We start from the raw sequence: 7797 nt of genomic DNA on the forward strand, positions 1-7797 counted from the left end.
CCTGTTTTTATTTTGCTTTTTTTTTCGTTTACTAAATAATCATTCTTGCAATATTTATAGAACACGATTATTGGGACGAGTGTATTTTTGCTATTTTTTTATGCCATAATTATGGATAAATAAATAGGCATTCCTAAAGTTATGTTAAAAGGAAATGTTATCGCAAGTGCCATTGGTAAAAATAAACCTGGGTTAGCTTTTGGAACTGCTATTTTCATTGCTGCTGGAACTGCAATATAAGAGGCGCTTGCTGCTAAAACTGATAAAATAAATCTATTTCCAACATCATCAGTAATTACACTACTTGCAATTGCAACGATGCAACCGTTAATAAGAGGTATCGCAATGGCAAATAGAATTGCAAACCAACCACTTTTTATAAAATCGCCTAGTTTTCTTCCACTTATAATTCCCATGTCCAGCAGAAACATAGCTAAAAATCCTTTGAATAGGTCATTAGTAAATGGTTTTATTCCCATTGCTTGCTCATCACTGGCAAGCATGCCAATAATTAAACTACCTAAAATTAGTAAAACACTACCATTGGTAAATGAATGTTTAATTAACGATAAAATTGAGGTATTTGATTCCGTTTTTTTATCAAACATCCTGATCAAAATTACTCCTACAATTATTGCGGGTGCCTCCATTAAAGCCATTACAGCGACCATATGTCCGCTAAAAGTCATATTTTGAAGTTCGAGAAAACTAACTGCTGTCACAAAGGTAACTGCGCTAACTGAGCCATAAGCCGCTGCAATGGCTCCTGAATCATAGATGTTAAATTTTCGTCGGAGTATAAAAAAAGAATACACAGGAATGATCAAAGCAATCAAAACTCCAAATACAACTGACCAAACAATTTCCATCGTGAAATCGCTATGCGCTAGTTCTTGTCCGCCTTTAAACCCAATTGAAAACAGTAAGTAAAGGGAAATAAATTTTGAAGAGTTTTTTGGTATTTCTAAATCACTTTTTAATTTTACAGCTAGTACTCCCAAAATAAAAAAGAGCAATGCTGGATTGGTAAGATTTTCAAAAAGTAAGTCTAAATTCATAACATATTAGTTTTTTGTAGCGCGTAACAAGCGATCGTTAATTGATTTTCCTAAATTATTATTTGGAAATTTTTCAGCAATAATTAAATCTAAATTTTCTTTATCTAGTCGGTGCATTGCTGCATATAAATTAGACATTGCTTCTTTTAGATCGGCTGTTTCAGAAAGTATTTCCGTCACAGTATTTGGGAATAAGTAATCATTTGGTTGAAAAAGTAAAAGTCCAATTCTTTGACCCTTAAATTTCGGCATTTCATTTGCAACATCGTTTACTAAAATTGTTTTTGTTTTGGGTGCGTAATGTCTGGACAACATTCCTGGCGCATTAGGCGTATTTTCATCATTATTTTTGATTTCAATTGCACCGATAACAGCTTCTAGATCTTCAATTGATATAGATCCTAAGCGATATAAAACAGCTTTGTTATCTTCAAAGCCAATAATAGTAGATTCAATTCCGTTTTGACATTTTCCGCCATCCAAGACTAAGGAAAGATCATCTTGAAAATAATTAGCCACATGTTGAGCAGTTGTTGGACTTATAGATCCAAAAGGATTTGCGCTTGGTGCTGCAAGCGGAAATGGGAGTGACTTTAGCAAAGCAAGAGTTAATGGATGGTTGGGCACTCTGACGGCAACTGTATCTTTTCCAGCTGTTATAATATCAGGTATAGCCGAGTTTTTTTTTAAGACTAAAGTCAATGAACCAGGCCAGAAATGCGAAGCTAATTTTGCAGCTTTTTCAGGGATTTCAATTGCTATTTTGACCAATTCCTCTTTGTCGTGAATGTGTACAATTAACGGATTAAAAAGTGGTCTTTTTTTAGTTTCAAAAATTTTTTTGATTGCCGTTTCACTGTAAATATTTCCAGCTAAACCATATACGGTCTCTGTTGGTATAGAAACTAAATCGTTATTTTCAAGAATTTTTTTAGCTTTGATTAAATCAGTTGAAATTTCAATCATTGTTTTTATTACGGATTACAATTGTCACAATACGTTGGATCTTCTACTTGAATACCTCGAGGAAACATTTTTTCTTGCTGGAAACCACATTTTTTGCATTGATATAAATGGCTCAAAGTGGATCTAGTGGGCAAGGAGCAAAGGGCGCAAGGTAATCCAAATTGTGCAGATACAACATCAAATCCGGGAGTTTTACAATTAGGACAACAATTTTTTATTTTTTCAATCAGTGAATAAGTCACCTTTTCAATTACCTTCATGCGTGTGGGATTGCGATGTGCGCGCATGTCAGTTTCAGCATAAATACTTGAATGATCTGATTTTAAACGGTTGTATTGTTCCAATAATTCCACTAACGAGTCAAAATCTTTACGGATTTTCAGTGGATTTTTTTCGCTCGATTTTAGTATAATTCCATGAGCTGGGAACTGAATATTTTGAGCAAATTCTATTAAATCCTTTTCAAATTCAATCGTTATTCCTTTACTATTAGTCTCTAAGCTAAGTTCTCTAGCAACAATTTCTATATCATTTTTGAAGTCTTTAAGCATTATCATTTCTTCATTTGCCGAAGCGAAAAAAAGAGTGGGATGTGCTCCAAAAGAACCTTCGCTAGCAATTACTAAATCGCAATTAGTGTTTTGAAAGCCAAGTAAACATTTATTTCTTAAAGTTGTTAATGCATTGTCTTTTCTTTCGATTTCTCCTGAAAAGGTTCCCAACGAATCTGTGTCAAAAGCAGTAGAGATAAAACAAAGTGCACCAATGGCTTTTTCAATCAGTGGTGCAATTATTTTTTCCTTTTGATGTTTTGTTGCAATTAAAAGTTTTCGCCCTGTAAACATTTATTTTTCTAAGCTTATTGTAACAGTACTTTTGATAACTAAATTGGAAGCACTAAATTTAGATTCATCAATTAATTTTTTAATTGCTTCTTTTGCGGTAATAAGTTCGTCAATTCGATGTTTAGAATGTGAAAGATCTTTATTAAACCGGATGTGATTGCTGAAATCTTCTCTATTGTGATAATCTATTTTATAATCAAACAAAGCTGCTAAAATATTAGCAGCTTCATCTGATGAAAATATCCCATCTATTAGTTTAAATTCCGTTTCATTTTTCATATTGTAAATTTTTTAACAAAAAGCAAATTTAGTTTAAGTTTGCTATTTAATTTTCAAGGATGAATTTATATTTACACTGTCATTTTTTGAATTCAAAAAAGTTCGAGCATCATAAAGCGAGTTTTGTAGCGCTTTGATTTTATTCTCCCTACTTTTAATATCCTCTTCTTGTTGTGATTTACTTATTTTACTCTCATGAAATTTAATTTTTACTTCAATCATTTTAGTTATTAATTCTACCGCATCATTAGCATTGAATTCGCCTTCAAGAAGTTGTATTGTCATATTGAGTCGTTTTATAATTTATTGTCCTTGTCCTAAAGAGTAACCTAATTTTCCGTCAAATTCGTATAAATTTTCTGTTTTGATAACATCAACTTCGGCTGCTACAGCATTTGAGAGCATTGCAATAATATGGCCTTTATCAATTGTTTTTCCATCATTTGGTTTAAATCTACAACGCCAATGATCCGTGCAGAATGTTTCTTCAAAGCCTTCTGGCCAAACTTTAATTCCACGATTGGAAATCATAGTAAGATCAGTATTACTCAATTTTACAGATTCTAATTTTTTTGCAATTTCATTTGGATTTGTTCCGTTCCAATGCACGAATAAATCTACACCAACTAAAACTTTATTCGCAGCTGGTTTTTTTACGTATTTCGGGAGTTTTAATACAGCATCTTTTGCGAAAGAAACTTGTTTTAGAATTGTTGGATTATTTCCTAAATTAGCAATTACCGCCTCAGAAAACTCTTTTGTCCCTACTTTTTGTTTGCTTACTCCCTCTTTGTAAATGTCATATGTATGAATACCATCTTCAATGGTTTTGAGCCATGCGTTTTGAACTTTTTCAGCTACGTCTGTTTGTCCAATATGGTTAAGCATCATAACTGCACCTTCTATTAAGCCTGATGGATTGGCTAAATTTTGTCCTGCACGTCTTGGCGCTGAACCGTGTATTGCCTCAAACATTGCACATTCTTCGCCAATATTTGCTGAACCCGCAAGTCCAACCGATCCAGCAATTTGAGCAGCAATATCTGATAAAACATCTCCGTAAAGGTTTAAAGTTACAATAACATCAAAGATTTCAGGAGTATCAGCCATTTTTGCAGCACCAATATCGATAATCCAATGTTCATTTTCGATTTCTGGATATTCAACTGCTATTTCATCAAACACTTGGTGGAATAATCCGTCTGTTTGTTTCATAATATTATCCTTCGTAAAGCAGGTAACTTTTTTTCTACCATAGACTTTAGCGTACTCAAATGCATATCGGACAATTTTTTCACAACCAGGACGGCTAATTAATTTTAGACATTGAATTACTTCGTCAGTTTGTTGATGTTCAATTCCAGCGTATAAGTCTTCCTCATTTTCGCGAATAATTACAATATCCATTCCTGGATGCTTTGTTTCAACAAATGGGTGTAAACTTATACATGGTCTAACATTAGAATATAATCCAAGAAATTTTCTTGTAGTTACATTCAAACTTTTATATCCACCACCTTGTGGAGTGGTAATAGGCGCTTTTAAAAATATTTTGTTTCTTCGGATTATGTCCCAAGATTCAGCAGCTATTCCTGAAGTGTTCCCTGACAAGTACACTTTTTCACCAACTTCTATTTCGTCAATTTCTATTTGAGCGCCTGCTGCTTTGATGATGTTCAAAGTGGCATTCATAATTTCTGGTCCAATTCCGTCGCCTTTTGCTACTGTAATTCGTGTCATTATATTTATGTTTTACTTTTTGATTGCGCAAAATTGAAGTTTTTATTCTTTGTGTGTTTATTTATATATTTAATACAATACATAAAGTAAATTTATAGTTTGTTTATCCCTAAAATTTAAATTTCAGTAAGTGTCTGAACAACAGCTATTGCCTAAAGGTTAATTATCTGTATTACTTCATTTTAATTAATACTTATTAATCTGAAATAATTTTTATATTTTAACAATTGGAATTTAAAAAGAAGGTTTTGCACGGTTGTTCTGGCAAAAACAATAGATAAAATTTTAATTGTTGCAATGTTTTTATAAAGATAACAAAAAGTAGATTTTTAAGACAGTTATTTATTAATAATAACACGAATTTATATTTTTATAAATTACATTATTCGATATTCAATTATATTAATTTATTTAAGGAAATGTTCTTTAAATATTTTATTAGTTCGCGAAGGTCTATTCTTCCCTATTTTCGTTAAAAGCCGAGGGTAGTAACTGGGGAATAAACTTTATTAAGATGGGTAGTAAAAGACTACCGCCAGGTAATAAAAATATTGCTAACGATGGAACCGTTTTACATACTTCTAATAATTGTTTTTTGACTTTCTTTTTCTCTTTTTCATCCAAATCTCTAATTGTTGAATGTGATAGAAGTACCATTAATTCTTTGCTTTGCACAATTTCCTTGATTAACCTATTCTTATTACGAGTGATTATTGTAACTACACTTTGAGTAGTTTGATCGTAAAAATGTTTGACCGGATTAGAATAATTGAAATAGGGTATTTCATTTTTATATGTGGTAATAAATTGGTACGTTTTTGAAATACTATTATCTACAAAAGCATCAGGAATTGCAAGAATCTGCGACAGTGAATACAAAAAATATAATTCTTCATTCTCAATTTCGGCATCACTCCATAAGGCCATTCCCGCCAAATCTACTAAATATTTTTTTTCGAAATCTGTTGTAAGATAATCCAATTGTAGAGATTCTAAATTTTGGACTGAATTTGTAGAGAATTTACTATACCGAATCGAAGCTTCAAAAAGCTTGATTAATAAATCATCATATTGCGATTTTTTCGACTTAACTTTTAACGCAAGTGCAACCGTATTTATGATAGTTTCCTCGATTTTTTGCAAATATTTTTCAGGAATTTCACTGTGAACCAAGTATTGCTGGAACGCCAAAACATCAATGAACAATAAGGCGTTTGTTACAAGATGTGAAAAATTTTTACTAATAATACTATCATTAGTTTGTACTCGTTCATCAATGATTTTTTCTAGCTTTAAAGAAGGCGAGTTTGTAGGTAAAATTTTTTTAAATAAATTGAAGCCTTGAGGATTCATTTGATTGTAAAAGTGAACAACCTTAGAGATAAAAGTAGCGCTATTGTTATTGTTAGTATTATCATCAATAAAGCAATAAACGCCATAAAGTGTATTTAGTAATGCCACTTTTGAAATTTCTTCTTTGTACCACCCTTTAGTATTTATTGCTGCGGAAGTTTCAAATGAAATAATATGACCGTAAATGAAACCTGTATTTCTCACTTTATCATAAAAAATATTGCTGTCCATAAACACAGTTTCTTCTGAAATTTTTTGTTCAGTGAAAAATTTGTCTATCCATCCTGTTGCCGAAGGGTTAATCATTGCTTTAATTTGAAGGTACAAAGCTATTCATTTTTGCTATAGTTTTGACATGTATTTTTAGTTTCTTAAAGCAGTTATTATGACAATATTGAGATAAGATGAAATTATAAGCGTTAATAATATTTTTTGGAGTGAAAATTATTTTTGGTCATTTTAGGTAGGGTTATTTATAAAAAAGCCCAAAATCAAGATTTTGATTTAGGGCTTTAAAAAATTCATAAAGAATTGAATAGATTTTCTGCGGCATCCCAATTTACTACTTTCCAATACGATTCGAGATAATCTGCTCTTCTATTCTGGTTTTTTAAGTAATATGCGTGTTCCCAAACATCAAGTGCTAAAACTGGTTTTCCTTTAAAACCTTTACCACGTAACCGCATTAATGGATTATCTTGATTTGGCGTTGAGCCAATAACTAATTTTCCATCTTGAACCACTAGCCAGGCCCAGCCAGATCCAAATCGTTTCATTGAAGCGTCGTTAAATTGTTTTTTAAATTCATCAAAAGAACCAAAAGTACTGCTTATTGCATCAGCTAATTTACCTTTTGGATTGCCTCCGCCATTTGGTTTCATTAACGTCCAAAATAAACTATGATTGTAATGACCGCCAGCATTATTTCGCACTGATTCTGGAAATTTGGACATTACATTGAAAATAGTATCTAAAGATTTTGACTGTTCGATTAATTTAGGGTCTAAGGTCTCTATGGCTTTGTTTAAATTCGTTACATAACCTTGATGATGTTTTTTATGATGAATTTCCATTGTAGCCTTATCAATGTGCGGTTCTAATCCATCATAATCGTAATCTAATTTCGGCAAAGAGTATGGCGCTTCTAGATTTAAATTCGCGTAGTCGAGAATTTCACTATCAATATTTAGCGATTTTTCAGCTGCAAATGTTGAAGTGAATAAACTAGAGCCAATAATTGTTGCAGTTGATAGAATTGCTGTTTGTTTTAAAAAATTTCTTCTTGCGTTATTATTTTCCATAAGTGATGTTATTTAAAAAGAGTAAATAGTAAGTCATAAAATTAGGCATTATAAATTAGTATGACGCTAATAAACTTCTAAATTTGCCTATTAAGTTTACATAGTTATAAGCCAATAATGATTTTCTTGTAAGGAATTATATAAATTTTATAAGATTTACTTAAGTACATGACAAAAAACTGAACATATTGTTTTCTAATGAATTAAATCCCGTTAAAAGGAATTTGGATAAATAATCTAATCCATATTTGAATA

At 31.6% G+C, this 7797-nt stretch carries 8 protein-coding genes; all 8 read right to left on the minus strand.

What is annotated here, in order from left to right; all coding sequences use genetic code 11:
- Positions 1-98: 98 nt before the first annotated feature.
- A complete protein-coding gene (locus BUB42_RS15230; protein WP_073021910.1) occupies positions 99-1058 on the minus strand; it encodes a sodium-dependent bicarbonate transport family permease in 960 nt (319 codons plus the stop codon).
- 6 nt (positions 1059-1064) lie between these two features.
- On the minus strand, positions 1065-2024 hold the full coding sequence (locus tag BUB42_RS15235; protein ID WP_073021912.1) for an L-threonylcarbamoyladenylate synthase: 960 nt from the start codon (positions 2022-2024) through the stop codon (positions 1065-1067).
- Between the two features lie 8 nt (positions 2025-2032).
- Positions 2033-2869 (minus strand): DUF6671 family protein, encoded by an 837-nt coding sequence (locus BUB42_RS15240; RefSeq protein ID WP_073021914.1) that lies wholly within the window; start codon positions 2867-2869, stop codon positions 2033-2035.
- Entirely contained in the window at positions 2870-3148 is a 279-nt protein-coding gene (locus BUB42_RS15245) for a hypothetical protein (RefSeq protein WP_073021916.1), read from the minus strand.
- A gap of 42 nt (positions 3149-3190) precedes the next feature.
- Positions 3191-3433 carry a hypothetical protein gene (locus BUB42_RS15250; RefSeq protein WP_073021918.1) on the minus strand — a complete coding sequence of 81 codons (243 nt, stop codon included), beginning with the start codon at positions 3431-3433 and terminating at the stop codon, positions 3191-3193.
- Positions 3434-3451: 18 nt separating this feature from the next.
- Positions 3452-4888: an NADP-dependent isocitrate dehydrogenase gene (locus BUB42_RS15255; protein ID WP_073021920.1), complete on the minus strand. Its 1437-nt coding sequence runs from the start codon at positions 4886-4888 to the stop codon at positions 3452-3454.
- A 453-nt stretch (positions 4889-5341) separates the two neighbouring features.
- On the minus strand, positions 5342-6547 hold the full coding sequence (locus BUB42_RS15260) for an LETM1-related biofilm-associated protein (protein ID WP_073021922.1): 1206 nt from the start codon (positions 6545-6547) through the stop codon (positions 5342-5344).
- 215 nt (positions 6548-6762) lie between these two features.
- A complete protein-coding gene (locus BUB42_RS15265) occupies positions 6763-7542 on the minus strand; it encodes a superoxide dismutase (RefSeq protein ID WP_084118359.1) in 780 nt (259 codons plus the stop codon).
- Between the last annotated feature and the right edge of the window lie 255 nt (positions 7543-7797).

Source organism: Flavobacterium micromati, from assembly GCF_900129585.1.
Taxonomy (GTDB): domain Bacteria; phylum Bacteroidota; class Bacteroidia; order Flavobacteriales; family Flavobacteriaceae; genus Flavobacterium; species Flavobacterium micromati.